22 protein-coding genes and 1 pseudogene are annotated in these 25,688 nt (G+C 45.4%); 11 read left to right on the forward strand and 12 right to left on the reverse strand.

Features of this window, described 5'->3' with window-relative positions; all coding sequences use genetic code 11:
* Positions 1-137: 137 nt before the first annotated feature.
* The 4 genes from QT996_RS16780 to QT996_RS16795 form a co-directional block, all read right to left on the reverse strand.
* Entirely contained in the window at positions 138-422 is a 285-nt protein-coding gene (locus tag QT996_RS16780) for a hypothetical protein (protein ID WP_333047835.1), read from the reverse strand.
* 156 nt (positions 423-578) lie between these two features.
* On the reverse strand, positions 579-1,556 hold the full coding sequence (locus QT996_RS16785; RefSeq protein ID WP_333047836.1) for an acetamidase/formamidase family protein: 978 nt from the start codon (positions 1,554-1,556) through the stop codon (positions 579-581).
* A gap of 564 nt (positions 1,557-2,120) precedes the next feature.
* Positions 2,121-3,326: a DUF4336 domain-containing protein gene (locus QT996_RS16790; RefSeq protein ID WP_333047837.1), complete on the reverse strand. Its 1,206-nt coding sequence runs from the start codon at positions 3,324-3,326 to the stop codon at positions 2,121-2,123.
* A gap of 125 nt (positions 3,327-3,451) precedes the next feature.
* Positions 3,452-4,294, reverse strand: coding sequence for a Uma2 family endonuclease (locus QT996_RS16795; protein ID WP_333047838.1), 843 nt, complete (start codon positions 4,292-4,294; stop codon positions 3,452-3,454).
* Positions 4,295-4,413: 119 nt separating this feature from the next.
* On the opposite strand from QT996_RS16795, the gene leuB reads away from it, so the two are divergent.
* A complete protein-coding gene (leuB, locus tag QT996_RS16800) occupies positions 4,414-5,499 on the forward strand; it encodes a 3-isopropylmalate dehydrogenase (protein ID WP_333047839.1) in 1,086 nt (361 codons plus the stop codon).
* A 219-nt stretch (positions 5,500-5,718) separates the two neighbouring features.
* Here leuB and QT996_RS16805 read toward each other — a convergent pair whose 3' ends face one another.
* On the reverse strand, positions 5,719-7,197 hold the full coding sequence (locus tag QT996_RS16805; protein ID WP_333047840.1) for a bifunctional orotidine-5'-phosphate decarboxylase/orotate phosphoribosyltransferase: 1,479 nt from the start codon (positions 7,195-7,197) through the stop codon (positions 5,719-5,721).
* Between the two features lie 264 nt (positions 7,198-7,461).
* On the opposite strand from QT996_RS16805, the gene QT996_RS16810 reads away from it, so the two are divergent.
* The 4 genes from QT996_RS16810 (at position 7,462) to QT996_RS16825 (ending at position 10,614) form a co-directional block, all read left to right on the forward strand.
* Complete coding sequence (locus QT996_RS16810) at positions 7,462-7,701, forward strand: pentapeptide repeat-containing protein (protein ID WP_333047858.1); 240 nt, start codon at positions 7,462-7,464, stop codon at positions 7,699-7,701.
* Between the two features lie 47 nt (positions 7,702-7,748).
* Positions 7,749-8,459 carry a DUF547 domain-containing protein gene (locus QT996_RS16815; RefSeq protein ID WP_333047841.1) on the forward strand — a complete coding sequence of 237 codons (711 nt, stop codon included), beginning with the start codon at positions 7,749-7,751 and terminating at the stop codon, positions 8,457-8,459.
* A gap of 332 nt (positions 8,460-8,791) precedes the next feature.
* The gene (locus tag QT996_RS16820; protein WP_333047842.1) at positions 8,792-9,247 is read left to right on the forward strand and encodes a hypothetical protein; all 456 of its coding nucleotides are present in this window, start codon (positions 8,792-8,794) and stop codon (positions 9,245-9,247) included.
* Between the two features lie 140 nt (positions 9,248-9,387).
* On the forward strand, positions 9,388-10,614 hold the full coding sequence (locus QT996_RS16825; protein WP_333047843.1) for a phospholipase D-like domain-containing protein: 1,227 nt from the start codon (positions 9,388-9,390) through the stop codon (positions 10,612-10,614).
* Between the two features lie 250 nt (positions 10,615-10,864).
* Here QT996_RS16825 and QT996_RS16830 read toward each other — a convergent pair whose 3' ends face one another.
* On the reverse strand, positions 10,865-11,497 hold the full coding sequence (locus tag QT996_RS16830; RefSeq protein ID WP_333047844.1) for a Uma2 family endonuclease: 633 nt from the start codon (positions 11,495-11,497) through the stop codon (positions 10,865-10,867).
* A 191-nt stretch (positions 11,498-11,688) separates the two neighbouring features.
* On the opposite strand from QT996_RS16830, the gene QT996_RS16835 reads away from it, so the two are divergent.
* Both QT996_RS16835 and QT996_RS16840 read left to right on the forward strand, forming a co-directional pair.
* Positions 11,689-13,089, forward strand: a complete 1,401-nt coding sequence (locus QT996_RS16835; protein ID WP_333047845.1) for a DUF2157 domain-containing protein — start codon at positions 11,689-11,691, stop codon at positions 13,087-13,089.
* Positions 13,090-13,198: 109 nt separating this feature from the next.
* Positions 13,199-13,915 carry a GDYXXLXY domain-containing protein gene (locus tag QT996_RS16840; protein WP_333047846.1) on the forward strand — a complete coding sequence of 239 codons (717 nt, stop codon included), beginning with the start codon at positions 13,199-13,201 and terminating at the stop codon, positions 13,913-13,915.
* On the opposite strand, the gene QT996_RS16845 is transcribed toward QT996_RS16840, so the two are convergent.
* Positions 13,912-14,262 (reverse strand): hypothetical protein, encoded by a 351-nt coding sequence (locus QT996_RS16845; protein WP_333047847.1) that lies wholly within the window; start codon positions 14,260-14,262, stop codon positions 13,912-13,914. The genes QT996_RS16840 and QT996_RS16845 overlap by 4 nt on opposite strands.
* Positions 14,263-14,281: 19 nt before the next feature.
* On the opposite strand from QT996_RS16845, the gene QT996_RS16850 reads away from it, so the two are divergent.
* The gene (locus QT996_RS16850; protein ID WP_333047848.1) at positions 14,282-15,403 is read left to right on the forward strand and encodes a hypothetical protein; all 1,122 of its coding nucleotides are present in this window, start codon (positions 14,282-14,284) and stop codon (positions 15,401-15,403) included.
* Positions 15,404-15,510: 107 nt separating this feature from the next.
* Here QT996_RS16850 and QT996_RS16855 read toward each other — a convergent pair.
* Positions 15,511-16,150, reverse strand: a pseudogene (locus QT996_RS16855) (class I SAM-dependent methyltransferase).
* A gap of 100 nt (positions 16,151-16,250) precedes the next feature.
* Between QT996_RS16855 and hemH the strand changes: the two are divergent.
* Positions 16,251-17,414, forward strand: coding sequence for a ferrochelatase (gene hemH / locus QT996_RS16860; RefSeq protein WP_333047849.1), 1,164 nt, complete (start codon positions 16,251-16,253; stop codon positions 17,412-17,414).
* 208 nt (positions 17,415-17,622) lie between these two features.
* Here the strand turns inward: hemH and QT996_RS16865 are convergent, their stop codons facing one another.
* Positions 17,623-18,234: a DUF4126 domain-containing protein gene (locus QT996_RS16865; RefSeq protein WP_333047850.1), complete on the reverse strand. Its 612-nt coding sequence runs from the start codon at positions 18,232-18,234 to the stop codon at positions 17,623-17,625.
* A gap of 298 nt (positions 18,235-18,532) precedes the next feature.
* On the opposite strand from QT996_RS16865, the gene QT996_RS16870 reads away from it, so the two are divergent.
* Positions 18,533-19,819 carry a Glu/Leu/Phe/Val dehydrogenase gene (locus tag QT996_RS16870; protein ID WP_333047851.1) on the forward strand — a complete coding sequence of 429 codons (1,287 nt, stop codon included), beginning with the start codon at positions 18,533-18,535 and terminating at the stop codon, positions 19,817-19,819.
* An 82-nt stretch (positions 19,820-19,901) separates the two neighbouring features.
* Here QT996_RS16870 and nrdJ read toward each other — a convergent pair whose 3' ends face one another.
* The gene (gene nrdJ, locus QT996_RS16875; protein WP_333047852.1) at positions 19,902-22,211 is read right to left on the reverse strand and encodes a ribonucleoside-triphosphate reductase, adenosylcobalamin-dependent; all 2,310 of its coding nucleotides are present in this window, start codon (positions 22,209-22,211) and stop codon (positions 19,902-19,904) included.
* Between the two features lie 208 nt (positions 22,212-22,419).
* Entirely contained in the window at positions 22,420-22,707 is a 288-nt protein-coding gene (locus QT996_RS16880; RefSeq protein ID WP_333047853.1) for a hypothetical protein, read from the reverse strand.
* Positions 22,708-23,146: 439 nt separating this feature from the next.
* On the opposite strand from QT996_RS16880, the gene QT996_RS16885 reads away from it, so the two are divergent.
* Positions 23,147-23,632, forward strand: coding sequence for a hypothetical protein (locus tag QT996_RS16885; RefSeq protein ID WP_333047854.1), 486 nt, complete (start codon positions 23,147-23,149; stop codon positions 23,630-23,632).
* 79 nt (positions 23,633-23,711) lie between these two features.
* Here QT996_RS16885 and QT996_RS16890 read toward each other — a convergent pair whose 3' ends face one another.
* Positions 23,712-25,613: a DUF4394 domain-containing protein gene (locus QT996_RS16890; protein WP_333047855.1), complete on the reverse strand. Its 1,902-nt coding sequence runs from the start codon at positions 25,611-25,613 to the stop codon at positions 23,712-23,714.
* Between the last annotated feature and the right edge of the window lie 75 nt (positions 25,614-25,688).

Here is a 25,688-nt window from a genome sequence, read left to right on the forward strand (position 1 = left end):
TTTGAGATTAAAAAATTGGGGATAACGAATGATCTAAGGGTTTAGATCACCCAGCTACAGTTGCATTCTTTTGTGAAACTGGTATCATTTACGAACTCAAGTTATGAAGGTACAAATACTTAGGGATTGTACCAAACTCACAATAAACTTTCGACATACTGCCAGCCGTCGTCGCTAAAAGTAGCTCTCAACATATCTCTAATTGTGGCATCGATCGATAATATCCCCTCGCCCGAGTCACCATTTTCGCCGATTTCGCAACTGTCTTCAGACATATGTTCTTGGATATGGGCCAGAGTAGAGGCGAAATTAGCCAGAAAATAATGTTCGTGTACCCACGCTGTCGGATCTGGTATTTCTCCACTCCCAAAAGCTCGATCGACTAAATCTTTTTTGGCAACATCGTCAGTCTGGTTTTTCATGTTGAGTTCGATTTAGGTAGAATTGGTAACTTATCCCATTTTAAGGTTAATTGTCAACAGGATCGCGATCCCGATCGACCGCAGCAGTGACAAATTTGTGTAGTTTGTGCGATCGCGATCCTAATTTTTTTGTCGATCGCGTGTTATCATCTTACCTCACACTCGGTGGCCAATAATCTTCACCTCGGGCAAAATACACTTGGGCATCATTCCGTGAACTCCTTTTTGGGGATTGTTGACAGCCTGCGTAATCCGAAAATTTACCGCAAGCGAACAGAAAACATAAGCATCTTCCTCTTTAAAACCTGCAAATTTTTGCAGCCAATAAACCGTCTGTTTTACAGCCATCTCAAACGCTTCATCTAATGTTCTACCAAATCCCATAATCACAATATGAGTGGGCGTTTCAGCAAACGGAAATATCAGAAAAAAATCCTTGCGTAAGATGATTTGAATAGTCCCGTTCATCGAAGTTTCTATAGCAGTACCGTCAACTTCACCGTCTCCTTGTGCCGAATGTCCGTCGCCGAGGGACAGTAAACCGCCACGCAGAAAAACAGGTAAAAATAACCGCGTTCCTGCTTGGAGTTCCTGATTGTCCATATTGCCCCCGTACCGCTCTGGAGGAATAGAAGAACGGTTGATTTCGGCATTGGCGACGCCCATAATTCCAAAAAAAGGATGCAGGGGAATTCCAAGGCGGCTACCTGGGGGGAATTCAGCAGTTTTTTGCTGTAAATCTAGCGGAATAAACCGCAATTTAGGTTCGGGGAAATACTCAGGTAATGCTCCCCCTCCGGCGCGAATTGCATTAAATCCTACTGATAAACTCGGGTAAACATCCTCAATGTAAATTTCTAAAACGTCTCCCGGTTCGGCATTGTTAACATAAATCGGGCCTGTCAGCAAGTGGGGCCCGGGGCCAACTTTGCGGTGGGGAGGCAAATTCTGACAAATATCTAAAAATTCGGGGGTGAGAAATTCGGGCGGGGCCTTGTCAGCAACATAATATCCTGAATAGGTTTCGATATCGATACGATCGCCCGAATCCACCCTTAAAGCAGGTTCGATATTCGGAGAAAAACCGCCCAAGTGTACAGTTTTGCAGTTAGCTTTGAGAAGGTGGCGGGTCATGGGATTTTAGATTTTAGATTTTAGATTTTAGATTGAAGGAAGGGTGTTAAGAATGTTATATCGCAAGTCTCAATCATTTATTTTTGAGAATTTTTTTTAATGAACCACAGAGGGCGCAGAGGGCGCAGAGAAAGAGAATTCAGAGATAAGAAAAGGTCAAAAATGGTTGAAGTTTATTATATCTGAGATCCTCTACTAAATTTTTAACTTTTTGATAACCTTGGCAGTTAAAAATTCAAAGTCTAGCATCTCAAATCGACTCTCGCTGTTTTTTCTTCAGACTAATGACTGTTTAGTAATTCAGTTGGCGGGGGCGGCTTTATATGTATTTGGGTTGGCAGTTCTATTTTGGTTGTAAAACCCAGCCCTACAGACTAATGACTTCTTCCTTCTGTTGACACAAATGGGCATTGCCGTATCCCTACAGATATCTGATTAAACTGAGATGTTGCACTCTTCTCAATTAACTGTTTAGAAACGGGATCTTCGGCCCGTTCCACAATAACATTGAGTTTTGTGGAACAGGCATCTTGCCTGTTCTTAACAAAGGTGCAAGATGTAAGATTAAACCTTGTCTTTCGCAGGGGGAACCAAACCAGTTTTATTCAAACCTGCATCAATCTGCCTGAGTAATTTAAAATCGTCTTCGGGTAAGGAATTAACAGGCGAGTGTTTTTCCAGAAACGAGAATGCTTGGCGAAATTCACGCGGCCGGGAGTCGATCGCACCATCGAAGTGACAAGGTACAATTTTTTCAAAGTCCCAACTCGCCACTTTATCCACCCAATCGAGAGTTTCCCTCGGCGCGCGGTTGAGAATCAATGTCTGCAAAATCGGCGCCACAAACAACCGCCCTCCTCCCCGCAAAGCCTCAAAAGATCGCTCCCAATGTGTTTTCCACTTGAACGGATACAACCCGAAATAAGCTTTCCTAGAGCGTTCTGGCGCTTTGCCTGCGTTGGCGAACACCTCCGACCACGGCGGCACTTCCAGCACGCTAGGCGTAAAATACATGGCAAATAAGGCGATTCTCTGCCACCCTTTGCGCCGATTTTCGTGGGTGTCTGCCACCGTGTCCAAGGCGCTGTCTTTGGCGTGAAACAGCAGCGGGTACGAGTCGAGTTGGACGATCGCGGGCGGATTTTCGGGAATCGAAACTATGGAATCTGTTAGCATCAGCGTGCGCGATCGTCTGTGAAATAACGCAACTTCAGCAAATCTGCCCAAACCGAGGTCGAGGGGGCCGAGAATTGCCCAGTCAAATTGATCGGCTAACGGCGTGTTGCTGCTGTCAAAGGGCAGTACAGACGTGCGTTTCGCAGGCAAACCCAGCCAACTCAGCGGCAAATTCACCGGGAAACTCCACTGCTGCGGGGCTACCAACACCTGCGCTTCGGGAAAACTCCTCGCAAAGGGGCCGACAAAAACTTTGTGCTCGATGCCCGAAACCGTTGTCAGCAGGATGTACTTAACCTCGCCGTGCTCGGCTACTAACTCCTTTACCAAGCGGATGCACTCAGGAGTGGGTGCAACGGGGGCGTAGACGAGAAGGCCTTCGGGTTCTAGTTTAATTACTGTCATCCGAATCGGGACGACTACGTAGAAAATGCCTTGTAGTTGGTCAAAAGTCCAGATTGTGTCCTTGACTATTTCCTTGCGGATGGTGCGCCGCTTGCTGTAGGGATAGAGGGGGACAACTGGCCAAAAGGCCCAAGAATAGTCCCGAGAATCAATCTGTGCTGATGTTGGTATGCCTTCGCCCTCTGCCACTGCGCGACTCCTTGCCGATTTTTTTGTACGTGCGTGCGATCGAACTGTTTTTATCTTATTTCACTCGTGTTGCGCGGATTCGAGGAGTTGAAACCGGGTTTCACCAGGCATGGGTGCGAGAACTATTAAACCAACTGTTCAGGATCGATGCCTAACTCCCGCAACCGCGCCGCTAGTCTTTCCTCTCGCTGTTGAGATTCTGTCAGTTGCTGTTGAGATACTGTCAGTTGCTGTTGAGATTCTAGAACTTGCTGTTGAGACTCTATCAGTTGCCGTTCCGCCGCCGTCGCTCTTTCACCCGGACTCAAAATCAACCCTCCTTGGGCCGTAAACCACCGCAACCACAAACGATTCATACTCTTATAAGTGCCTTGCCACCAACCTAAACTCAACTGCAACTCAGGAATAAATAACCGCCCATCAATTAATTCTGCCGGTTCATAGTGGCCTCCTACAAGATGAAAAGCTCGCAATTCATCCGTGTAGCGACTGAACACAAAATAGTAAGGAATCCGCAAAATTTGTTCATAAACTTGCCACTTAGTCGGCGGTTCCCCAGCTTGCTGAACAGTCCGCCCTAAATCTTCATCTTCAGTTCCCGGCGATAGCAATTCCACCACCACAAACGGATTTACCCGTTCTTGCCAAACTACATAACTCAAACGCATATCGCGCCCTTGATAAAGCCTTGGCACACCCACCGCAGCAAACCAATCCGGGCGTTTATGCCAGCGCGGTTGTGTTGCATCGTAATACAAATTTAGATCACTGGCTGTAAAGACTTGTTCCGCATCCCATCCCGGCGACAAAAACGTGAATTCCAAGAGTTGCGGCTGATCTAAATGAAATGTATCGGGCAAACCGGGCTCCTTTGGGTCTTCGCTAGGTAAATCATACATTGTTGGCAAACTCTGCCGGGGGTCAAGAGGCGGTTCAGCTTGAGCAGGCGGGTAAGTCGGGAATGTCATAATGAATTCTGAGGTTGCTTATCCTGATATGATTATAGCCTTGTGAGAATGTCTTGCATTTCCAAAGAATTCCCATTAACTCTCAATCTCAAATCTCAAATCAAACCTCCAAAATCGATATGACTCAAAACTACCGCATCACTCTTTTACCAGGAGACGGCATCGGCCCTGAAATTATCGCTGTGGCGGTAGATGTCCTGAAACTTGTCGGCCAACAATTGGACATCGGCTTTGAATTTCAAGAAGCTTTAATGGGCGGCGCTGCTATTGATGCAACAGGCAATCCGCTGCCCGAAGAAACACTGGAAAAATGCCGCAACTGCGATGCAGTATTGTTAGCAGCCATTGGCGGTTACAAGTGGGATAATTTGCCCCGCGAACAGCGCCCGGAAACTGGATTATTAGGGCTGCGCGCCGGATTGGGATTGTTTGCCAATTTGCGTCCTGCGACTATTTTACCGCAATTGGTTGATGCTTCTAGTTTGAAACGGGAAGTTGTCGAAGGCGTGGATATTATGGTCATCCGCGAACTCACAGGCGGCATTTATTTCGGCAAACCGAAAGGCATTTTTGAGACGGAAACCGGCGAAAAACGCGGCGTTAATACGATGGCTTACACCGAGTCAGAAATTGATAGAATCGGGCGAGTGGCTTTTGAGACGGCCTCTAAGCGGGGGAAAAGGCTGTGTTCCGTTGATAAAGCGAATGTTTTGGATGTTTCGCAACTGTGGCGCGATCGTATTATTGCCCTTTCTTCAGAATACCCTGATGTCGAACTTTCTCACCTCTACGTTGACAACGCAGCCATGCAGTTAATTCGCTGGCCGAAACAGTTCGATACAATTGTCACGGGCAATTTATTCGGCGACATCCTTTCCGATGCGGCGGCGATGCTAACTGGTAGTATTGGGATGCTGCCTTCTGCTAGTTTGGGAGCAAGCGGGCCGGGAGTTTTTGAACCCGTGCACGGTTCCGCACCGGACATCGCTGGACAAGATAAAGCAAATCCCATCGCGCAAGTTTTGAGTGCGGCAATGATGCTGCGCTACGCCTTAAATCAACCGGAAGCTGCTAATAAAATCGAGCAAGCAGTTGTCGAAGTTTTGGATCGAGGTTATCGCACTGGCGATATCATGTCGGAAGGCATGAAACTCGTTGGCTGTCGAGCGATGGGCAATGCTTTAATTGAAGTTTTGCAAGGTTGATCGATGGTCTGGTAGGGGCGGGTTTTACGAATAATATTCCACGCACACACACAACCTCATAAACCCGCCCCCACACAACTAATAACCTATATCAACCTTGACTTTGAGCGCAGGTAAAAAATGTACATTGAGGCTTACCGTTGGGTGAGGGCGGGTTTATAAGATTATTAATTTTTGGCAATTATGGTTGGTAAAACCCGCCCCTACAGGAATTGGGGTTTAATGTTCGGCTGTCAAAAGCTGAAATTGCTCGGTATCTATGCGATTTGCTTGATACAAAGTTTGAGCAATTTCCGAAAGCGCTAGCACAGAATGTGCGCGATAACCGTTGGCCTGCATCTTATCTTTGACTCCCTGTTCGTGGTCGATTAATACCACGATATCTTCCACATTCAACCCAGCCGATTTTAACTTAGCCGCGCCTTCCATCACGCTTTTGCCACTAATCAAAATATCATCGACTACGACAATCGTTTCTCCTGCCTGAAAATGCCCCTCAATCAATTTGCCCGCCCCGTAAGTTTTCACCTCCTTGCGCGGGAAAATCATCGGGCGTTCCATCCGCAAGGCTAAACCGGTTGCTGTGGGTAAAGAACCGTAGGGAATTCCGGCAATGCGATCGAATTTTAAATCCTTGAGAATGTCTGCATAAGCGCTGACAATTTGGTGGAAAATCTGCGGAATAGAAATTATTTTCCGCAAGTCGATGTAATATGGAAATACGGCGCCCGATGCTTGTACGTGGTCGCCAAAAACTACGCAGCCGATGTCATAAAGTTGCAAGATTAAATCGCGGTGAGGTTCCGGTTGCAAAAAGCAAACATCCGGCAGCCACAGTTCGCAAGTGGGACTACCTTCGATCGCCCGCAGCCTCTGTTTATTAATACTATCCCGCAATTTCTCAATTTCTCGGCGCGGCTCTTTCTCGGCTAATAAACTTGGGGGGACTGGCAGCAATAAATCTTCACCATTCTTGCTTAAACCAGCCGCCAGCAGTTGTGCGAGGTCGTTTTCTTCTGTGAGGTCATTTTCTACGGGGATGTCTCCTTCGACTAAAATTAAGCGTTCAGGAGCCTCTTTGCGGATGCGGGCTAACATATCCGGCATTACTCCTACTTCTAAACCGAGTTTTTCGGGAGTTCCCCAAGTTTGAGAGAGTCGGACTAATTGCAAGTACAAAGGGTTGTCTGGCGTCGGGTATTCTTGCAAATCCGCCGCTGAGGGGTTGGCGGTGCCACAGAGGACAAAAACAGTTTTTCCAGCGTATAACAAAAAAGGCGCTACTTGGTCGAATCCGGGATAGGGACTTAAAGTAATAGCGTCAACTCGCCAGTCTTGAAATACAATTTTGGCAAACACTGTGCTGGTATTTAAATCGCAGTGTTTGGCATCTAAAATTACTGGCAGGTGAGGGGGAATAATTGTTAAAATTTCTTGCAGCAATGCCCAACCGGGAATACCGAGAGATTGGTAAAAACCGAGGGTGATTTTGCAGGCACAGATTAAATCGGCTGTTTGGTCGATCGCACTTTTTAGCTTTGACAACAAATCAGTTACAAAAGTTTGAGTCTCTTCCCCAGTCATGGAAACCAGGGCGGGCAAGGTTTCCGGGTCGGGGTCGAGGGCTAAATAAAGCAAACTTTGATTGCTTTCAACAGCCGCTAACAGTTTATCGAAAAAGTTGGTTTGATCCGTCATAGTGTGTTATGGAGGTAAGGGGAATTTAAAAAAATGCAGCTCAAAGTGGGATTGGTGTTGTGCCGGAAGAAACCGATCCCCGTTGAAATTGAAATTAAGAATCTTTTAAGATTGTAGAATGTAAAGAGCAGGAAATCTGTAACTTTGGGAGCAGTTTCATGGGGAATGATTTTGGGGTTGGCTACACCAGTGATTGCACCTAACCCGCAGCAAATCAATTAGTTGCGGTAAACTAACCAGTGTCCGGGCGGCGATTTTATCGGCATTCGCCTGCGGTACGCGAGTTTAGCAAATGCCAATTTGCAAGGGACTGATTTGAGAGAAGCAAATTTTAGGGCAGCTAATTTATCGAGGGCAAATTTGAGCGGTGCTTCTTTGTGGCAAGCTAATTTACAAGGCGCTAATTTTACTCAAGCTAATTTAATCCAGAGCCCGTTTGACGGGTCTAATCTAAAAAATCCTACCGTTGGAGGTATTTTTTGGGTTGACGGTAGTATTAAATAGATGCAGAAGCTAAAGCAATGCCCGCCTTATATTAGGGGTAGTAATAAATGATCGGTACGATCGACTTTACGATTTGGGACGAGTTGCTGCAACGCTACGTTGACGATTTCGGCCGCGTCAATTATCGGGGCTGGAAAGCTGAGGGGGCGGATGTTTTGAGGGCGTGGCTGGAAAGTTTGGCGGATGTGGATTTGGCGGATGGTACTGATGCGGATGCGCGGCTGGCGTTGTGGCTGAATGCGTATAATGCGATCGCAATTTCTCAAGTTCTGGAAGTATATCCGATCGCGTCCATCCGTCCCAAAATTTTGGGAATTCCCAACTGGCTGAGTTTTTTGGATTTTTTCACTCGTTCAAATTCGATTATTGGCGGCAAAAAGTACAGTCTCAATCAAATCGAACACGGCATTTTGCGGCCGGAATTTGCCGAACCGCGCATCCATTTTGCATTAGTTTGCGCTTCTGTCGGGTGCCCGCTGCTGCGCCGGGGGGCTTATTTCCCGGAGTCGGTACGGACTCAACTAGAAGCGGATGCGAGCCGTTTTATTCACAATCCTGATAAGGTGCGATATGAGGCCGAGAAAAAGACGCTTTATTTGAGCAAGATTTTTAAATGGTACGGCGAGGATTTTGTAAAAGCGGCGGGTTCGGTGGCTGAGTATGTGGGCGGTTATTTGGGGCCCGAGGCGGCTGTGGGTGATGGATGGGCGATCGTTTTTTTGCCTTACGACTGGAATTTGAATCGGGTTGAAGGATAAAATTTGCGCCTAGGGGTAGGTGTTTTTTTGATGGGGCAATTTTTTTCGGCTGTATCAGTTGCGTAGTATGGGTTTAAGGCTTTTTATGAAAAATCTGCCGGACGCAAATGCTGTATTGCTTGCTGTGAAAGGTTTTGAGGTGTGTTGAAAATTTTGCCTGTTGATAGGTCGGTATTGAAATGGTAGTTTTAATATCTACCGACGCATCGGAGCGCTTGCAGGTCTAGCGTGGTTGTGTCGAGTGTCTCAGTGTAAACCATTTATGTTATTGCCAACCGATTTGAGAAATGATAGTGTTTAATTGTAAATCTTATTTTTACAGGGGTAAAATCATGGTCACTAGAGCAGATATTAAGAAATTAATAATTGAAGGTAGTGAAAACAGTATAAAAGAAGCGAAAAAAAATTGTGACAATACTTTTAATTGTGGATTAAATAAAACGGTTATCATGTCAGTTTATAAAGATGATAATATTACACATCTTTATAATGATTTTAAAGAGGTTATGACATTCCTTGCCCCAAAAGATGTTTTTGAAAACTCAGCTTATTACTCTTTAATTCGGAAATGTATTAGTAAAATGTTTAAGGAAAAATATTCAACTAATATCAATCAGGAAGCTTTAAGCGATTCAGATTTCCTAAATACTGAAGCTCCCAAGTATTTAAGTTCGGTGACAACCGCAGATTCTTTTTTTAAACAACTTTGGGATTGTTTAAAACAGTGTAAATTTCCTTATGATATAATCGCTATTGCTTGGGTAACAGTATTGAATACTTCTCCTTAAATAAAAAAAAGAAAAATTTATCGTGTTTTAATATAAAGAACACTTCAGATTTAACCGAAGTATTTTTTATTATCTTATTGATTTTGTTTTCAAACTGTGGACTTGTAATATTTTTCAGTCTTAGGTCAGAAAATTAAAGTATGAGAAAACCACCTTATTACTATTTAAGAAATATTAGCCGTCGCTGGCACACAGAAATTAAGAAAGTAGATGATAAGGTGATAATTCTTTCCCCTTACCTGACATCAAAAACAGCAGAAGCCATTTTGAAAGGGTCAAACTACACTGAATGTGAAGTATACACAATCTTTTCAGTTCGTAATTTTGTTTCTGGTGCTTCGTCATTAAAAACATTAAAAACTTTACATCAATGCGGATGTAAACTTTATCATTTACCAAGACTTCATGCGAAAATAATTATAGCCCCTGGTAGGTTTGCCACTATAGGAAGCCAGAATTTAACGAGAAATGGTGTGAAAAACAAAGAAGCTAGTGTAATAACTTTTGATAAAGAAGAAGTGAAAAAGATTGAGGAAATGCTTGGCAGGTGGTTGATAGAATGCAAACCTATTACTACTGAAATGATGAATGAGCTTGAAGCTAAAATAACTGCTTTAAGAAAAAAATTTAGTTTGATAAATCGAGAATTAAACAAAGAAATAAGTACATTAGAAGATGATCTTTGGAGTAATGAAGACGAACGTATTGAGAATAAATTATTAGCAGAAGAAGCTGAAAAACAGAGACAACTAGAAGAACAGAGACAACTAGAAGTACAGAAACGGCAGGAAGAACAGAGACAACTAGAAGTACAGAAACGGCAGGAAGAACAGAGACAATTAGAAGCACAGAGACGGCAGGAAGAACAGAGGAGAACAGTAATTAATGTTTCTAGGACTCGATTACAACAGCTTTTAGTACAGGGTGAGGTAGAGTTAGAGCTTGCTAAAGAGTTTATTAGGGAATCGGCGTATTGGGATCATCCTAGTGGTTCTCTAGTTCGTGCGCGGAAACACGCTGAGCGCATATATGATACCTATCGGAATAATTGGGTAATCGATTTTGGAGGTAATTCATTTTTAGTTGGTGCTGCCATCTATCGTTGTCAACAAGCTTTATTAGAGTTTCTGGAAAGAGCTGAGTGTAGAGACGTGATGCCCATACTTCAACTTCGAGAACAATTAGAACTTATTGTTCGAGGGGCAGTATCTAATCACGCAGGAGATGAATACAATGGTTATTATCCTGTGGATGACAATTTCATGCGATTTGGGACTCAAGCTATCAATATTTACGATTTTGTGAATTTGATTTTTAGCAAGGCGGGTATTGATGACTCTTTATTCGATTCGGATAGAGAGAACTAAGGTAGAGGTTGCTATCTTAGCTTACTTTATAGATGTTTGACGTTCTAAATCAGGATATGAAGGTTTCCTGATGTGGTTTCAATACTTACAGGCTCTAGGCGGGGAAATACCCCAAATTCTCTCATAGAGCCTTGAACGGATTCAAGTTGCAATCAACCTAAATCCCTATCAGGGATTGAAACATGACCTTAATCAGGTTGAGGGTGGAGATTTTCACTAATCGGTAGGTGGTTAGATGAATGCTAACCAATTAGCTATCGATCCGCCCTTCAACCTCTCCACTCAAAATCTGTTGAACCGTCAAACTTAGCTGTAGAAACATCGGAGATACGATCGCCTCTCCATCCCGAAACACCCCAACCTCAAAATATTGCCCGTCCTCAAGCCGCAAAACCGTCACCACTTCTTCTATTGGATCGATAACCCAATACTCTGCGATGCCCCGCGCTGCGTACTGAGCTCGTTTGCGTTGGCGAAGCCCTCGAAGAGGATCGTAATCCCGATCCCTGCCCACTCTACCCGGACTCACTACCTCCACAACAAACCGAGGAGGCAACATATCGAAAGTGATAGTTAGCCTGTTTGCTGTCAGCGGAATGTGTTCAGGTTCCAGAATTATCAAATCGGGGTAGCGGTTGGCGGCATCTCCCGATCGCAAAACGGCAACTTGAACCTCGCAATTATGCGTTTTAATCAGCCTGAGTGGCACTAGCCCGCTGCTAGCAAGATAGAAAAATAGATAGTTAGCAATGAAATTATTAGGTTCAGATTCTGGTGGTAAAGCTCTTAACTCCCCATCCATTAACTCATAGCGTTGACCCGTATCATTTGAGTAATTAAGGTACTCGTCAAAAGTTAATTTTTTAGATTGAGCTTGTACCATAATATTACATTCCTTGATTTATTCGTTCCTTTCTGCTGGGAATTTATTTATGTAGAAACGGTTTCAACAGCCGAAGGATATCAATCAAATCTGCTGTGCAAGTTCAGCAGGTGTCCCAGCCTCCATCGACAATCAACCCACAAGTGACATATTAAAAACTATCACAGTTCAAATCCTCTGGAATATAAACAATGATTTCAGATAAATTTCGACGCGAGTTGCGAGAACAAGCCAAACTCTGGCAAGCAGAAGGACTCATCGACACTTCATTCTACCAACAACTTTCCGAACGCTACCAATTCAACACACTCGAAACCGCCTCCCGCAACCGTTTCCTCAGCATTCTCATCAGTCTCGGCGGCATTCTCCTCGGTATAGGAGTCATCACCTTTGTAGCCGCAAACTGGCAAGTTTGGTCGCGCGAAGTGAGAGTTGCACTGCTGCTAAGTCTTTTCGTAGCAGTCAATGCAGCAGGTTTCTATCTGTGGCGAATTCCCCCATCCCGCAGCCAAAACTCCCCTCCCAATATGCCCGCAACAAAAGGGCGAAACAAACTCCTAGGTGAAGGATTGTTGCTGTTAGGATCTCTGATTTTAGGAGCAAATATGGCATTGATGGCGCAAATGTTCCATATTGGCGGTTCTTCCTACGGACTTTTCCTTGCTTGGGGAATCGGCGTGCTCGGAATGGCTTACAGTTTGCGGTTGACTTCCTTGGGCGTTTTGTCCGCACTTTTAATCGGTTTGGGCTATTGGCTTGCCGTGTTAGATTGGTCTTCCAAAGTCGAGTTTTCTTGGCTGGAAGTTTTGGTGCGGCAAATGCCGATCGCAGCCAGTATAATGTTTGTGCCGCTGGCTTATTGGTGTCGATCGCGTGCTATTTTTGCCATAGGTGCGATCGCGATAATTTTTTCCCTACAAGTTTCTATCGTCCAAGGCTTAAATCTAACCTGGGGTACAGCAATTTTTTGCGCCCTACCGCCCGCTTTGCTGTGGGGATACGACGATGCAATCTGGCCGAAGGTACGCAGCAAGCTGTTTCAACCTACCGCCCGCTGTTTAGCACTGCTGTTTCTCGCCAGTTTATTTTATTTTCTTTCTTTCCACTGGTTGTGGCAAGATTCGCCGAATCCTGCGCCAACTAAGCCGGATTGGGTTTTGCTGGCAAATGTGGCTGTTTTGGGCGGTTTCACGGTGTTTGAGTGGCTGCGCTTGGGACGTTTGGAACTGCGGCGACCAAGACAAAAAGCAGTGGATTTGACTACAAGTGCGATCGGCATTTTAATCCTCGCCAGCGCCTTTATACCGCTTTTTCACCTCAGTTTTACCCCCATTCCTCAATTAGCGACTTTTCTGTTCAATGTTTTATTATTTTTGCTCGCTGTCGGCTTAATCCGAGAAGGCTTAGCTTTAGGAAACCGCCGGACTTTTTGGGGAGGCATGGTATTAATCACCCTGCAAATTATCAGCCGAGTCTTTGAATATAACACAGAATTGTTGCTCAAATCTTTTGTATTTGTTTTGTGCGGAATAGGCGTAATTGCTGCTGGTTTGTGGTTCGAGCGCCACTTCGCAAAAATCCCCGATGAATAGGAGCATTCTACTAGAGTGCGATCGTCCCGCTTGCACTGCACTCGGAAAATGATTATGCCGATTCAAAGGTCAACGATATTATTCTGCGAACCAATTTCCAATTCCCAATATGAACACCGAAAATCCAGATTTCACAGATAAAAGTTCCGAAATAGCAGATACCAGCGCTAATCCCCCATCATTCACCCTTCCCCCGGAAGCAAAACGCCTTCCCGCGTGGCGGCTGTGGGTTCCTTTACTCTTGCAAATCGGACTAATTGCCGCCGTACCCGCTCCCGCAGTTTACACTTTTATGACTGGCAAAACAGTTGTCCTGCAAACAGTACCAGTAGACCCTTACGACTTTTTGCGCGGATATTACCAAGTTTTGAGCTATGATATTTCCGCTAGCACAAATCTCCAAAAACTCCCCGGCTGGAAAGATTTATCTGCCGAAAAAACACCTTGTCCGCCCGGCGTTAATTGTCCCCAAAATACGCACAATGTCAAGCCACAAACCAGTTTTTATGTAATCTTAGAAGCGCCCAAAACCGCGACTAATCCCGGCCGCCCCCAAGCTTGGAAACCCGTCCGCGTCAGTCGAGAAAATCCCGGCAATTTGCCCGCCAATCAAATCGCAATTAAGGGCAAATATAACGGTTGGCAGATGGAATACGGCTTAGAAACTTATTATATGCCAGAAGATGAAAGGGAAAAAGTCAATCAGGAGATTAGCGAAGCTCAAAGGAAGCAGCGACAATCTTTTTTGGTAGAAGTAAAGGTTGACAAAACAGGCCATGCTGTGCCTGTGAGTTTGTGGGTGCGCGATCGCAATTATCGATTTTAGCTGATATCTCGCACCATTGTCAGCAACAGGCAAGATGCCTGTTCCACAAGAAAATTTATATTTTGTGGAACAGGCATCTTGCCTGTTCCCAAACAAGTAATTGAGAATGGTGCAACATATGAGTTTGAGCCAATCAGGGCAAAAGGTCGATCTGTCTTTTGCCCTTGTTTTGAGTATTTTGGCTTAGGGAGGGGGCGGAGGTTGGGCGATTCCCTAGCGCAACGGGCCCGCAGGCGCGATCGGGATAGCTTCGCTCGCGCGGACATTTCAATTGCCGACAACCCAGGAGAATCTATTAAGATATATAAGACTTGTGCAAATCTTGCCAGTTCAAGGGCGCAAGTCATGACTCTACTGGAGCTTCTCATGTTAGCCGAGCTAATCTCTGCCAGACGAATACTCAAGACCAAACTCCTCGACTTCTTAGGACTTCCCGAAAATTGCCAAGACCAAACTGATCATCTCGTCAACCGAATTGTATCCCTGCTGGAAGCAAATCCAGCCGAACAAGAAAGATTTTGGGAGACATTCAAAAGTGAATTAGCCGTCGATCCGGTAGAATTAGAAACAATACTCAAGTGTTCGCCAGCAGAACGCCAGCAGTGGATTGAACAAGACAAACTCCCTGTTCTAGAATACCGCTCTTTCCGCAAATCAGGAATCCATTTAGAATATCCCGTTCACGACAGAAGATTCATCTTAAGTCTAACGCCAACCGATATTAATAATTGGCGCAAAGAACCCAAAGGGCTGATTAAAAATAATCGCCCAACAGCCTCCCCAATCAATACAGAAAACCCCGCCGAAAACGAACAATCCCGAGTAGCTTTTAGTTCCGAGTGGGAAAAAATCATTGCCGACTGGAAAGAACAAGGTTCGGCGGAAATTTCAGCAACCTTCCAGCTAGCTTACTGGACAGTTTGGGCGTCGCGCTGGGCCAAAGAAAATCAGCTCAACAGCTTTAAAGCAATTAAATATAAGGAAGTCTACGAAACTCACCAACAAGAATGGTACCAGCGAAAAAATCAAGCAGTCAAGTTACTGATTGAGATGCCCTATGCCATGCTTTACTTCTACCGTCCGGCGGATGCTGACAAATTATATCTCGAACTGTGCGACGACCACCAGGAAATGATGAAAGATGGCTACTATTGGGATAAGTGGGATTTTTTCTATCAGAACCGCAAATTGGTAAATAAGTGCCGCGAATGCGTGTACTCCGACATCAAAGATTATTACTCGCTTTACTACCTGGAAATCAAGAGCGATAAGTTTCCCGATTTTAGTTTTTCTTTCCACACGCCGTACACGATAGGCCGAAAATTTTTGCCGCATCCAGAAACGCTGCCTTATGTAGACCACGTAGAACAGGACGGCATTTTTCGCTTTGGCCGCCCGCTGCTGGAACAAGAGAAAGCTATTCACACAGAAAAGGATGTATTGCTGAAGTTTGAGGCGGCTTTGGCAGAAGCGAAAAAGTTTTTTTAGTCATTACTCATTAGTCATTAGTTATGAAGCATTAGCGATGAGTAAATATTTCTCCGTTTAAAAGTAAGAAGTCAGCAGTATTTAGTCAATAATTGGCGCGTCCATTACTAATGACTGCTGACTAAGGACTTTTGAACTTGGATTACTTGAATGCTGCCGCCAGCATAAAGTTTTGGTTGTTGAGCTTCTTCGGAATTGTACGATCGCAATCCCACCTCTGCCAACAAACTCCCCAATTCAGTTTCAGTCTCAAACAACCACAAAAATACAGCCAACCCTGGCCTAAATACCGGATTTGTGGGCGAGTGAAAATCTACCAAAATGAATAGACCACCGGAATTGAGGACACGGTATACTTCCTCAAAGATTTGTCGCAATTGCCCCGATCGCATTTGGTGCATCGCAACGCTGCTGTGTACTCCTGTCAAACTGACAATCGGGAAAAGGCATCAACTCAGCAAAAGCTTCTACATAATTCGCTGATGGCACATTTTTCTTTGCCCGTTGCAGAGATAATGGCGAAGCGTCAAGTCCTGTGACATCCTGGGAATATTGCACCAGAAATTGCCTAGTTTTACCGCTACCGCAGCAACGGTCTAAAACTTTAGTTTCCGCGCTCACGGTCAAATTTTACACTGCTAGTTGGCCCAAACGAGCATCGCCGCCTACGCTCAAAGCAGCAAGACGCGCGATCGCATCGTAGAGCCACTGATACCGATAACTTAAATCTCTAAAAATTGTTGCCACAGTCAAAATTATGTATACCTTGTTATCGACATAAGATATTATTAAGTCATATGATAAAGATAAGTAACAGAACTGAGACGATGGGAGAGCTGTAACCGCTATGGGTCGTGTGGGAGTATTGCTATTAAACTTGGGCGGGCCAGATCAAATCGAGGATGTCCGTCCTTTCCTGTTCAACTTGTTTGCTGACCCGGAAATCATTCGCATCCCGTTTCCGTGGATGCAAAAACCGCTCGCCTGGTTGATTTCGACCCTGCGCTTTCAAAAATCCCAGGAAAACTACCGCCAAATCGGGGGCGGCTCTCCTTTGCGGCGAATTACCGAGGAACAAGCCCTAGCCCTGCAAGAACTCTTGCAAGAAAAGGGACAGGATGCTCGAGTATACGTGGGGATGCGCTACTGGCATCCTTTTACCGAAGAGGCGATCGCCAAAATTAAGCGCGATCGCATCGAACATTTGACAATCTTGCCGCTGTATCCTCAATTTTCCATCAGCACCAGCGGTTCTAGCTTCCGGCAGCTAGAAGAAATGTGGGGCAAAGATCCAGCCCTCAAAGATATCGAATATACCGCGATTCCTTCTTGGTATAAGCGGCCCGGCTACATTCAGGCAATGTCGGAACTGATAGCCCAAGAACTAGACCACAATCCGAATCCCGATCGAGTTCACATCTTTTTTAGCGCCCACGGCGTCCCCCTCAGCTACGTAGAAGAGGCTGGAGACCCCTATCAGCGCGAGATTGAAGATTGCACTCGTTTGATTATGGAACATTTGAACCGATCGAACGAACACACTCTAGCTTATCAAAGTCGGGTTGGCCCGGTGGAATGGCTCAAGCCTTACACCGAAGACGCCATTACCGAACTGGCAGAAAATGGAGTCCAAGATTTGTTGGTAGTTCCGATTAGTTTTGTTTCCGAACACATCGAGACTCTGCAAGAAATTGACATGGAGTATCGAGAATTAGCCGAAGAATCGGGGATTAAAAATTTCTACCGAGTGCCCGCCCTGAATACTCATCCAGTGTTTATTGAAGCCTTGGCCGATTTAGTCATCGAGTCGATCGAATCTCCCAGCGTTAAATTCTCGGATGTTATACGTCCTTCCAAGACAGTGAAAATGTACCCTCAAGAGCAGTGGGAGTGGGGTTTGACCACGGGGGCGGAAGTCTGGAACGGTCGTGTGGCGATGATTGGTTTTGTGGCATTATTGCTGGAATTAATTACGGGTCAGGGCCCGCTACACTCGATCGGATTGCTTTAAATTGACAGTTGACTGTTGACAGTTGACTGTTGACAGTTGACTGTTGTTACAAATGACTAATGATATAAAATTCGTGGGTATCGGAAGTATTCATCTCTCTCTTCTCTTCCTCAGCGCCCTCTGCGGTCTCTGCGGTTAAATCATTCCGAAACAACCGTAAATGATATGACTAATAAGTCATAACTAATTACCAATAACTAATCACTAACTAATCAGGATCGCGCTTGCGGTGGCGGGGATTTCCCCTATCGCCCGGTATTCCCTGACTTTTGTACCAGCGATACCACTCTTTAGAACTGCGAATTGCCAGCCACAGCAGCATCATCGCAACTAACCCTCCCTGTCGCGGTGCGTCAAAGGCAAACAAAACCAAGGAAATGCACAGAACATCTTGGAGGAAAATCACCCAAATCGGCAAACCCCGCAGCCGATAAAACCATCCTGCTTGTACCAGTTGCAGCACTAAAGCCAACAAACCTCCGACAACACCAATAATCCACAGCATCCAAGGGTGAGCAATAATTTCGTCGATCAAACTTACTTGAGCGATCGCAATTCCCATAATTGCTCCTACAATGGGGCTGAAAATAATTTGCACAATTTGCAGTACCCGCTGTCCTACAAAAGTTTTAGAAGCAAATAACTCTAACAGCGACCAACTCACCAAGATGGTGATAGCCACTTGGGGGGGAACCCCCGACAATAAGGGTATTTCCGACCAAAGTTTGTCAATCCGCAACAAACCAATTAACAGCAGGGGCAGGGCAATTCTCATACCCCCTGCCGCAGACGCTGAGAGTGCGGCTAGGAGTCCAACCATAATAATAATTCAGTTTCTAACGTCAGCTAAAGCCTCGATCTATTTCAGAATTTAATTCCCCTGATGGCTGGCTGTGATTTGAGCGATCGAACTCAAATTGCGGCTTGAGGTTAAATATCACTCTCTATTGTAAGCGTATCTGCTTAATCGCTGCTTGGCACTGCGAGATTGTCGATCGACACAAGGTAGTTGACTGTTGTCAGAAGAAAGGAGGCAGCATTCAACCAGGATTGTGATTAAATTAGCTTAAGCACCCGAAGCCTTTTTCTGACAACAGTCAACAGTCAACTAACTTCTTATGTCTGATTCATTATTTGCCGATGCCAGTCGCCGATTAGAACGAGCCTTAAAATATGTGTCACTTTCCGAGGATACGATCGAACGGCTGAAATATCCCAAATCCAGTTTAATTGTATCGATTCCCGTGCGGATGGACGACGGTTCCCTGCGAATTTTTCAAGGTTATCGCGTGCGCTACGACAATACCAGAGGCCCGTCTAAAGGAGGAGTGCGCTATCATCCTGGAGTATCCCTTGATGAAGTGCAATCCTTAGCATTTTGGATGACTTTTAAATGTGCAGTTTTGAACTTGCCTTTTGGAGGAGCTAAGGGCGGAATTACTCTCAATCCCAAGGAATTGTCCAAACTGGAATTGGAACGGTTGAGCCGGGGCTATGTCGATGCGATCGCAGATTTCATCGGTCCCGATGTCGATATTCCCGCGCCCGATGTCTACACCAATCCCATGATTATGGGTTGGATGATGGATCAGTACAATATTATTAAACGGCAGCTTTCTCCAGCGGTGGTGACTGGTAAACCAGTGACAATCGGCGGCAGTTTGGGCAGAGATACCGCAACAGCAATGGGTGCTTTTTTTGTAGTACAAACTATTCTACCCAAATTTGAGCTAAATCCTCAAGACACAACTGTAGCGGTACAAGGTTTTGGTAATGCGGGTGCCGAAATAGCTGAACTGCTCTGGAAAGCAGGTTACAAAATTGTTGCTGTCAGCGATTCCCAAGGGGGAATTTATGCTAAACAAGGGCTGGATATCCCCAGTATTCGAGGCTTTAAAGACTCTCACAAAGGTATCAAAGCTCTTTACTGCGAAGGTTCGGTTTGCAATATTATCGAACACGAAATTTTGACAAATGAACAGCTTTTAGCATTAGATGTAGACGTGCTGGTTCCAGCAGCTTTGGAGAATCAAATAACTGAAGCCAACGTTAATGATGTTAAAGCTAAGTTTATTTTTGAAGTAGCTAACGGGCCGATTGATTCTGCTGCTGATTTGATTTTAGAAGCGAGGGGAATTCAGGTAATCCCTGATATTTTAGTCAATGCCGGAGGCGTAACGGTTAGTTATTTTGAGTGGGTGCAAAATCGCAGCGGACTTTATTGGACGCTGGAGGAAGTCAATCAGCGGTTGAAGCATAAAATGGTGGAAGAAACTGAGGCAATTTGGAAAAAATCTCAGGAATTGTCAGTTTCCATGAGAACTGCTGCTTATGTGTACGGGTTAAATAGACTCGGAGAAGCGATGAATGCAAAGGGAACGCGGGATTATTATGTGAATGGTTGAGAAATAAAATCCCCGACTTCTTCTGGTTATGTTCGTGAAACATCGAAGTAATTTCAGAAGTCGGGGATTTGGCTATTGGCTATTACATAGCCTTAGTCTCCGGCATCAAACACTTATCAGAATCGCAACCCGCCGGCCCCGAATCCATCATTTCACCTAAGTCATAGCGACTTAGTGCCGCATGAAAAACATCTATTTGGCGGCGCGCTAAAGTCTCTTCCACCATCTTGGTGTAAATTTCCTTGCTCACCGGTTCAAAGGGCAAACGCGGGAAAGTTTCAAGAGCATCAAACCGAGCTAAAAGCGCTGCGGAAATGTAACCTTCATCATCGCGAATCGCTTCATAAATCCGCGTACCCAAACTTTCCACTTCATTTTCCCGCAACTCAATAGTGGCGCTGGTGTTATGTCGCACATAGAACTTTTGCACCTGCATATAAAAGTCCATTTGTGCCGCCGCTGAGAATTTGTTAATGTCAATTTCATCAGCACCTGGTAAATCAGCCCAACTTACGGCAACGGGTATTTCTACCAGCCATTCCGTGCAGCGTTCATCGAAGGGATTGTTCAGCAAATTGCCGTTTTCATCTTTGTCAGATTGAGACGGAATCACGTTGTATCCGTAGTCGATGCAGGCGAGGGCTACGGGGTCGTTTTTGCCGAAAGTGATTCGGCGAATGAAACGCTGGGCTTTCGGCGGATGCCAGCCGGGGGAAGCACCTGTCAGCAGAGATTTAGTACCCGATGGTTGAACGGTTGTGCAGCGATTTGGGCGTTTTAAGGAATGGCGATCGCAATAATCCCATACTACGCGATCGACAATCTCGCGCCAGCCACTCAAATACTCTTCTTCCCGCTGTTTAAAAGCGATTCCTTGCGGAGTTTGCGGGCGGCCTTCCACCCACCAGCGCAGCCACTCAACGCCAAAAGCATGAACGAAGAAATCGAACAATCCCGTGAAAGATACGCCGACAATCGGGTCTAGTTCGCGGCTGTATTGATAGCGGGGTTCGCTAAATTTGTGATTGAGAAGTACCGCTACAGATAGAGCCGCCGCCCTGAAAGCTTCCTCCTGTTCTTTGAAGTTGTAAGGGTCAATTTGATTGAGGTGAACCTCCGCCAAATTGCAGTGAAAATTAGAGCCGATGATTTCACCACAAGGATTTAAGCCCACACGAACTGACCGATGCTCTATTTCCTCAGTAGTCATATCGGGATAGCGTTCCTGCAACCACTGTTTAGCTTTTCCTTGTGCGTAAGCTGTCAAAAACTCAATTTTAAGACTTGGCGTTGGAATTAAGTCAACGTTAGCTCTAGCTACAGCTTCACCAGCCCATTGAATTGCTCCTTCACCCGAATAATACTGTTTGCGGACAGCATCAATACATTCTTCTAATGTAGGTTTTGAATGAAAAACGCGGGTATGATTTGCCATCCGAAGGGCATCACGTTCTGGGTCTATTCTCCAGTTGCCGTTATCATCTTGTTGCCACAAATTATTTTTAGCATTTGCCCCCAGTTCGTCATCAAAAGAAAACTGACGCATTCCGGCCGATCTTCTAATATTTCCTGCGACGATTGTGACCGCCGCTTCATCTATCAAAATGCAGCATTCAACTGAATTTAACTGCCGCCCTAAAGCTTTATTCAAAATTGCGGCGCAGCGCTGATAAAGGTCGGGCAATTTCACCGGATTGGCTACTCCCCCAAAACCTTTTAAAGGTTCTCCCACCGGGCGAACATCGCTCAAATCGATGAATACTTGAACTTCTCCTGCAAATCTTTCATCTGTGGATAATTCCAGCAAAGTTTGATAGGAGTTTACCCAACCTTGGCGAGAATCTCCGACATAAATAGTTGCGGTTTTTTCTGCTATTTTTACTTCTGTTTCTTGACGGCGCAACGGGGCGGGTGTAGAGCCAATTTCGCCTTGCATGGTTAGGGTTAAACGGTTGCGAATCGGCGGCAGTTGGTTGATATATTGTGGTTCCAAGACTGCCCCAGTGCCGCAGCCCATCATTGCCAAATCCATCAACAAACCAAAGGAACGCCAGTCGAGAATATTTGTTGAGGAGCAATTATATGCCCCGGAAAAATTCTCTGGTTGTTCAATCCATTTGCTGCCACCTACCCACAGCCAGCGGCCTGAAGCGAGGGTTTTGAGCTGGTTTTGCATCCGGTGCAGCAGTTGTGTTTCTTCGGGGGTGAGGTTTCCCAGCTTTTGCAGCCCCTTGACTGTTCGATCGCACACTTCCTCCCAAGTCTCCCGCCCTCTCTCGGTACGGCGGCTGTAAGTCCTAAAAAATACTGGATTGGCTGCGGGTGCTGTTTCGGGAAAATCGGACAGGTTGCGTTTCTCGCGGGCACTCGATCGCTCTAATTCTCGAACCATAGGTTGTGTACTGACGTGTCGGAATATATCAACAGACTACGAATATACAACAGGATTCAGATTTAGGGTAAAAGGTTAATATATTTGACAATTTGCACTAGATATGGGGCACAGAAGTGTACAAGCTCGATCGGGCGATCGGCTCAAAACTTGACAAAAAAACCCGATTTCTTCCAGAAACCGGGTGAAGCGCAAATCTTGTCAATTGTCAATTATTTGTCAATAAAAACTCAATATTCGGTAACAGCGGGTCTTGAACAATGCCCAAACCGTTAAAGCCCCAACGTTCGAGTAGCTTTTTTACCTGAGAACCGGAAATCGATTCTACTCCGAATCGATCGGCAACATCAGCAGCGTGGGCGTTGAGATAGCTCAAAGCGTCATAGTCTTCGCGAAACATCAGCAGGTAACTCACCGCCGAATCTGGATTGGGACAAGCGCTGATATATTTGCCGTCAGCACGAGAACGCAGCAAGTAAAAAACTTGAGATAACATCTTATGTTTTAGCTGTTCAGATTGGCGATGAATTGTAGGGACTTACGCAAAGGTGCAATTTTTGCACTATTTGTAGGGGGTAAAGTGCTTATGGCCAGCCCTACAGATAGAGTTTGTGCGTAACTCCTAAATTTATTATAGTTTAAAATAGAGAAAACATCAACAACTTCAGGAATAATAAAAAATGAAAATTATTTCAAGATTAAAAGTATCGACCGGGAAGATTTGCAATAGCATAGCCTTTTTCTCTTTCGCTACTATCTTATGCTGCTTTTTGTCGCCAAGCTATCAAATTCTTGACCCTATAAATCTAACTAACATTATCCTAGCTCCTGTCAACTTTATTTTGTACATTCCTTTAAATTTATTATCTTCATTATGTAATTTTAGTTGGGATAGTTTAGCTTGGTTGCTTTTGGTGTCAATCTTGCTAATTTGGGTGTACAGTCTCATCAATGCACGTCTATGGCTGAAACAGTTTCGTTGGTGGATAAATCCATTGCTAGCATGGATTTTGTCACTAATTTGGGCAACACATCTTTTATTATGGTTCAATTTCACGCTTTACAAGCCGGCATTAGAAAAACTAGCCGAGCGAGTAAAAGTCGCAACCTCTCAAAACAAAGTATTGGAGTTTAATCCGAGTCAAAAAATAGGAATTTTTGAGATTATTGGTGCCTACAGAGTGTACGACCAATCTGAATCTGCCCCAGATAATCTGGCAATCTCGCCGACCACAACCAATGTCACCTCAATTGAGATAGAGGGTAAGTGGGCGCATCAGGGTTTCGTTCGGGATTTATCTCGCAAAGCCGGTGGTTTCCAAGCTATAAATTTTAGCTTGGCACCCGGTAGCAACAACGGCGATCAAAATATTTTTTATCTCGGCGATGGTTGGTATGCTTTCCAAAACTTGTTTGACTAACAGGACTTATGCCTTAACCCTATTTGTAAGGTGCGAAATTCGCACCTTACTACTATCCCAGATTTGGAACTAAGAACATCTAAATCAAAGTTAGTGCCAAACCTTTAAATCCCCTGCCGTCGCCAATTTGACCGACGATCGAAGCTTGACCGGTTGTCAAATTGATATTGTACAAGCTGGAAACTCCGCCCACATCGATCGCAGCCAAAGCCGTCTCGTTACCGCCAACACTCCTGATATCAAAGCCGAGAACGCTACCTGCATCAATTCCCAAAGATCCGATCGTATTCAACACTCCATTATTCGGCGGATCTTGCCGCACCAAAACGTCTAAATTGGTGTCAATTGCAAATAGTGTCGTCGAAGTTGCCCCCGCAAAGTTATTCACATAGGCAGCCCCAGCAGCCGCGCCCGGATTGCCAAAATTGCGATCGCCCGCCCGGTAAGCCAAATTCCCGTCGAGTTGAATTCCCCCCGTCAGCGTGTCAAAATCGACAACTGCCCCCGTATCCGGGTTGAGGCGGGCATTTTGACCGGCTTGATTTACAAACCGAATTCGATCGACTGTCGGATTGAAATCAAAACCCGCAGCCCCCGGAGTTAGGGGAACAGCAAATTGCCCGCTACCGACTTGACTTGCAGCCCCAGTCACCGGATCGATCGCGTACAAGCGATTGCTGGAACCTACACCGTAAAGCAAACCGTTAGCGGGGCGAAAATCAATGCCCAGCAAACTTTCTCCCGGCTGCAACCCTGTAACTGCGACGTCGCTGAGAATCGCCCGCGGTGCCGCCTCATTAAAACCGACAATTGTTTCAGCGCCATTTCTGACAGTTAAGGCGTAAGCTGTAGGCAAAGGCAAAGCCAAACCGTTAATCTGTTTCCCGTCCGCAATTGGACCGACAAAGGAAGCTTGACCGCTACTTAAATTGATATTGTACAAGCCCGAAATCCCACCAACTTCCAGCGCCGCCACCGCTACCTCGCGGCCGCCAATACTTCTGATATCAAAGCCGAGAATGCTAGTGGCATCAACTCCCAAAGATCCGATCGTATTCAACACTCCATTATTCGGCGGATCTTGCCTTACCAAAACGTCTGAATTGCTGTCAATTACAAACAGCGTCGTCGAAGTTGCGCCCGCAAAGTTATTCGTGTACGCAGCAGCCGCAGCCGCTGGAGTTGACCCAAAATTGCGATCGCCCGCCCGGTAAGCCAAATTCCCGTCGAGTTGAATTCCCCCCGCCAGCGTGTCAAAATCGACTACTGCCCCCGTATCCGGGTTGAGGCGACCGTTTTGACCCGCTTGATTGACAAACCGAATTCGATCGACTGTTGGATTGAAATCAAAACCCGCTGCCCCCGGAGTTAGGGGAACAGCAAACTGCCCGCTACCGACTTGACTTGCTTCTCCGGTTCTCGGATTCACTGTATACAAGCGATTGCTGCTACCTAAACCGTAAAGTCCGCCGTTAGCCGGTCGGTAATCAATCCCCAGCAAACTTTCTCCGGCTTGTAATCCAGTCACTGGAAAATCTGAGATCACACTTCCCGGATTGGAAAGACTAAAACCAACAATCCGATTAGCAGGAGTTAAAGCATAAGCCGTTGTCCGCGCTGGAGGCGGGGGATTGGGAACAATGCTGCCAATATTATTAGTGAAGTTTGCCTGACCGATCGAACTTTGTCTCACCCCTTTGAGAGTAGCGAAAAATTCTCCACTCACCCGGTCTTGAATAACAGTATCGTTTCCAGCTTCCAGAATATTTAAGTCGCTAAAACTGACACCTTCGCCCAAACCGATTAAATCTGTACCGGGTGCAAAATCGGCGATCGCGTCAGCATTTGCCAAACTAACACCGCCGCTAGTACGGGAAGGGTCAGCCTCAACGTAGCGCCTCAAAACAAATACGTCTGCCCCGTCTCCGCCTATCAGGATATCCGTATCTCTAAGCTGTTGTGCCTTTAAATAGGGTATCATAAAAAATGAGTTTAGTCAATCTCTACAAAAATGCCAGCTAAAAACCATCTCAATCCCCAACAAATAGATAAACTA

This window comes from Microcoleus sp. S13C4, from assembly GCF_036700865.1.
GTDB lineage: Bacteria > Cyanobacteriota > Cyanobacteriia > Cyanobacteriales > Microcoleaceae > Microcoleus.

What these genes read in the sequence shown, in the direction of transcription:
- QT996_RS16880 (WP_333047853.1), bottom strand. Translation starts at nt 22,707, where the DNA reads ATGTTATCTCAAGTTTTTTACTTGCTGCGTTCTCGTGCTGACGGCAAA.
- QT996_RS16890 (WP_333047855.1), bottom strand. Translation starts at nt 25,613, where the DNA reads ATGATACCCTATTTAAAGGCACAACAGCTTAGAGATACGGATATCCTG.
- hemH (WP_333047849.1), top strand. Translation starts at nt 16,251, where the DNA reads ATGGGTCGTGTGGGAGTATTGCTATTAAACTTGGGCGGGCCAGATCAA.
- leuB (WP_333047839.1), top strand. Translation starts at nt 4,414, where the DNA reads ATGACTCAAAACTACCGCATCACTCTTTTACCAGGAGACGGCATCGGC.
- QT996_RS16850 (WP_333047848.1), top strand. Translation starts at nt 14,282, where the DNA reads ATGTTAGCCGAGCTAATCTCTGCCAGACGAATACTCAAGACCAAACTC.
- QT996_RS16865 (WP_333047850.1), bottom strand. Translation starts at nt 18,234, where the DNA reads ATGGTTGGACTCCTAGCCGCACTCTCAGCGTCTGCGGCAGGGGGTATG.
- nrdJ (WP_333047852.1), bottom strand. Translation starts at nt 22,211, where the DNA reads ATGGTTCGAGAATTAGAGCGATCGAGTGCCCGCGAGAAACGCAACCTG.
- QT996_RS16840 (WP_333047846.1), top strand. Translation starts at nt 13,199, where the DNA reads ATGAACACCGAAAATCCAGATTTCACAGATAAAAGTTCCGAAATAGCA.
- QT996_RS16845 (WP_333047847.1), bottom strand. Translation starts at nt 14,262, where the DNA reads ATGACTTGCGCCCTTGAACTGGCAAGATTTGCACAAGTCTTATATATC.
- QT996_RS16825 (WP_333047843.1), top strand. Translation starts at nt 9,388, where the DNA reads ATGAGAAAACCACCTTATTACTATTTAAGAAATATTAGCCGTCGCTGG.
- QT996_RS16830 (WP_333047844.1), bottom strand. Translation starts at nt 11,497, where the DNA reads ATGGTACAAGCTCAATCTAAAAAATTAACTTTTGACGAGTACCTTAAT.
- QT996_RS16795 (WP_333047838.1), bottom strand. Translation starts at nt 4,294, where the DNA reads ATGACATTCCCGACTTACCCGCCTGCTCAAGCTGAACCGCCTCTTGAC.
- QT996_RS16870 (WP_333047851.1), top strand. Translation starts at nt 18,533, where the DNA reads ATGTCTGATTCATTATTTGCCGATGCCAGTCGCCGATTAGAACGAGCC.
- QT996_RS16785 (WP_333047836.1), bottom strand. Translation starts at nt 1,556, where the DNA reads ATGACCCGCCACCTTCTCAAAGCTAACTGCAAAACTGTACACTTGGGC.
- QT996_RS16805 (WP_333047840.1), bottom strand. Translation starts at nt 7,197, where the DNA reads ATGACGGATCAAACCAACTTTTTCGATAAACTGTTAGCGGCTGTTGAA.
- QT996_RS16820 (WP_333047842.1), top strand. Translation starts at nt 8,792, where the DNA reads ATGGTCACTAGAGCAGATATTAAGAAATTAATAATTGAAGGTAGTGAA.
- QT996_RS16780 (WP_333047835.1), bottom strand. Translation starts at nt 422, where the DNA reads ATGAAAAACCAGACTGACGATGTTGCCAAAAAAGATTTAGTCGATCGA.
- QT996_RS16815 (WP_333047841.1), top strand. Translation starts at nt 7,749, where the DNA reads ATGATCGGTACGATCGACTTTACGATTTGGGACGAGTTGCTGCAACGC.
- QT996_RS16835 (WP_333047845.1), top strand. Translation starts at nt 11,689, where the DNA reads ATGATTTCAGATAAATTTCGACGCGAGTTGCGAGAACAAGCCAAACTC.